Annotated in this window: 4 protein-coding genes; 2 read left to right on the forward strand and 2 right to left on the reverse strand. The window is 64.6% G+C overall.

The window, feature by feature from the left end; genetic code table 11:
- Positions 1-431 (forward strand): EAL domain-containing protein (locus Y703_RS22890; protein WP_253907910.1); only part of this gene is annotated, 431 nt, incomplete at its 5' end.
- Between the two features lie 15 nt (positions 432-446).
- Positions 447-938, forward strand: coding sequence for a hypothetical protein (locus Y703_RS22895; protein WP_051427235.1), 492 nt, complete (start codon positions 447-449; stop codon positions 936-938).
- Positions 939-963: 25 nt separating this feature from the next.
- On the opposite strand, the gene Y703_RS0103070 is transcribed toward Y703_RS22895, so the two are convergent.
- Together Y703_RS0103070 and Y703_RS0103075 are read right to left on the reverse strand one after the other, a co-directional pair.
- Complete coding sequence (locus Y703_RS0103070) at positions 964-2,010, reverse strand: glycine betaine ABC transporter substrate-binding protein (protein WP_051427236.1); 1,047 nt, start codon at positions 2,008-2,010, stop codon at positions 964-966.
- A complete protein-coding gene (locus tag Y703_RS0103075) occupies positions 2,010-2,738 on the reverse strand; it encodes an ABC transporter permease (RefSeq protein WP_051427254.1) in 729 nt (242 codons plus the stop codon). Before Y703_RS0103075 ends, Y703_RS0103070 begins: the two co-directional genes overlap by 1 nt.
- Positions 2,739-2,797 lie beyond the last annotated feature (59 nt).

Raw genomic sequence — 2,797 nt, forward strand, 5'->3', positions numbered from 1 at the left:
GCCGCCGCTTTGGACGCGCAGCCGACCTTGAGTCGGCAGCGCTTCGCGTCGCCCTGGCAGCGCGGTCGAGCCTGCCCGCCAACTGTTTCCTCACCCTCAGCGTCTCCCCTGAGCTCCTCCGCACCGAGAGTATCCGCCGCGTGTGGCGGCACGAAGGAAACCTCGGAGGTCTCATCGTCGAGCTCACCGAGCAGACCCCAATCGATTCCTACCTTGACCTCGAACCCGATCTGAATCAGTTGCGCGCAGCCGGTGCCCTGATCGCCGTCGACGACGCCGGCGCGGGGTATGCCGGCCTGCGGCACCTGCTGCAGCTGCGCCCATCAATGATCAAAATTGACCGTGAGCTGATCCAGGATGTGGACCGGGACGAGGCCAAGCGGGCGTTGATCGAGATGCTCGGGATCTTTGCCAGCCGGGTGGACGCCTGAATTCTCGCCGAAGGCGTGGAGCGAGTAGAGGAACTCGATACCTTGGTCAGCCTCGGCGTACCCCTCGTGCAGGGTTATCTGCTCGCCAGACCGGCGCCACCGTGGACAGGCATCGAATTCGAGCTGGCGCACCGGCTCACCGCCCGCCAGGTTGCGGCCGAGAAGACAGTGCTGCGCGACGTCGTCGAGCCGGCCCCAGCCGTCCTGAGCATGTCCCAGGCGCTCGAGGTCTTCACTGAAGATCCCGGGCTGGGATCGGCGGTACTGATTGATGCCGATCTTCGGCCCATTTCACTGCTCACTCCTGACGCCGCTGCGTTTGGGGTAGTCAGCCAGGGAATGCGCGCCAACCTCGACACTCCCCTGGGGGTTGCCCTCGACCGATCAATGACCCGGGAGACCACCGACCGGTTCGAGCCGCTTCTGGTAACCGATAACGCCGGGCGGTTCGCAGGGATAGCACGGATGGAACGGATGATCACCGCCGTGACGGCTACGGAGACCTGACGGCTACCGGCGGGTAGCCCGGTTCCTAGCTGCCGGAGCCGAGCGGCCCGTCCGGCTCGGAGATGAAACCCTGCTCGACCATGAAGTCGAACGCAACGTCGGCAGGTTCTTCTCCCTCGACATCCACCTGGAGGTTCATGGTCCGCAGCGCTTCATCAGTCAGGGTGGGAGCGATCGTGCCGAAAACGTCCTCCAGCTCGGGGTACTCCTCAAGGGTTTCGGTGTAGAAGACCGGGGCTGCGTTGTAGGCGGGGAAGAAGCCGAGGTTGTCCTCGAGGATGGTCAGATCGAGGGCATCGATCCGCCCATCGGTCGAGAACACTTCGCCGAAGTTGCAGTCCCCGCTGTCGGTAGCCGTGTAAACGGCACCAGTGTCGAAGATACTGATGTTGTCATCGGGCACGCCGTCCGGCGCGCCCCGCTCCATGCCATAGTGCGCGAGCATAGGGTTCATGCCATCGGGGCGCGAGTTGAACTCCGCCTCAACGCAGAAGGTCCTCTCCTCCACCGGCAGATCAGCTATCTCTTCAATGGTGCTGATCCCGCCGAGGTCCTCGACGGCCTCACTGCGCACCGCGATGGCGTAGGTGTTATTCAAGGGCGCCGGGTCTCCCCAGGTCAAACCATTATCCCGATCCGCCTCGTAGACGGCGGCGAACTGCTCCTCCTGGTTGGGGAACCCCTCGGACATGCCGAGGTAGGTCAGCCAGGCGGTGCCCGTGTATTCCCAGGTCACATCGGCCTGGCCTGCGAGCAGCAGCTCACGCACGGGTTGGCTGCCGGGAACGTTCGTGAGGTCGGTGACGTCGAACCCTGCCGCCTGCCCGGCAAGCACAGCAATTTTACCGAGGATCAGCTGCTCGGTGAAGTTCTTGGAAGTGACGGTCAGCGGCTCGCCGTCGACAATCTCCTCGATACTGCCGGGCCCCGCCAGCGGGACGTACGAGGTGGCAGGCTGCAACCCGCAGCCGGTTGCCAGGAGGCCCACTGACAGGATGGCTGCTGCTCCTGCTGCGCGGCGGACGGCCTTGCTGGGCACGACAGGGGTGGGTGGTGTGGTGCTGAAACGCATCAGAGTCCTTTCGGGCGGGCCACGTGTTCGACGACGCGCCCAATCCAGTCGACCAGGAGAGCTAGGAGTGCAACGAGGACCGAGCCAACCACAAGAACGCTGACTAGGTTGAGGTTCACCCCCGTGATAATGAGGATGCCCAGCCCGCCGCCGTTGATAAACGCTGCGAGTGCAGCAGTGCCCACCAGGAGCACCAGGGCGGTTCGGATGCCCGCGAGCATCACGGGAACCGCCAGCGGCAGCTCCACTTTGAACAGCACGGCTGTGGAGCTCATCCCCATGCCGCGCCCTGCCTCGACGAGCCGTTCATCCACCTGGTTGATGCCGACCATTGTGTTCCGCAGTACCGGCAGCAGTGCGTAAAGGACCAGGGCGGTGATGGCAGCATTGAAACCGAAGCCCTGCCACGAGGCGAGTAGGACAATCAGTCCAATCGCCGGGGCGGCTTGCCCGATGTTGACGACGGCCAGCACCGGTCCGGTGAGCCGCCGGAACGGCCCGCGCGTCAGCAGGATGCCGAGCGGGATAGCAATCAGCAGCACGATCACCGCTGACACGGCCGTCAGGGCCAGGTGCTCAAGCGTGTAGCCAAGCAGCGTGTCGGGGTTCAGCGTATTGAGCTCGACCTGCGAGAGGTCGGCGGTCAGCGCCCAGACGATAAGTGCAGCGAGCGCTGCGAGGATGCCTGCGAGCTGGTAGACCAGCGGACGCCATGAGGGCCCAGCGATATCAGCCTGCACGGCGGAGATCTGGGCGGTTTGAGCCGGTGCGGCAGCGCTCACTGGCC

The organism is Arthrobacter sp. H20 (genome assembly GCF_000520515.1).
Classification (GTDB): Bacteria; Actinomycetota; Actinomycetes; order Actinomycetales; family Micrococcaceae; genus Arthrobacter_D.

Bases quoted from the DNA above. Each gene is read 5' to 3' on its own strand.
- Y703_RS0103070 (WP_051427236.1), bottom strand. From the start codon at position 2,010: ATGCGTTTCAGCACCACACCACCCACCCCTGTCGTGCCCAGCAAGGCC.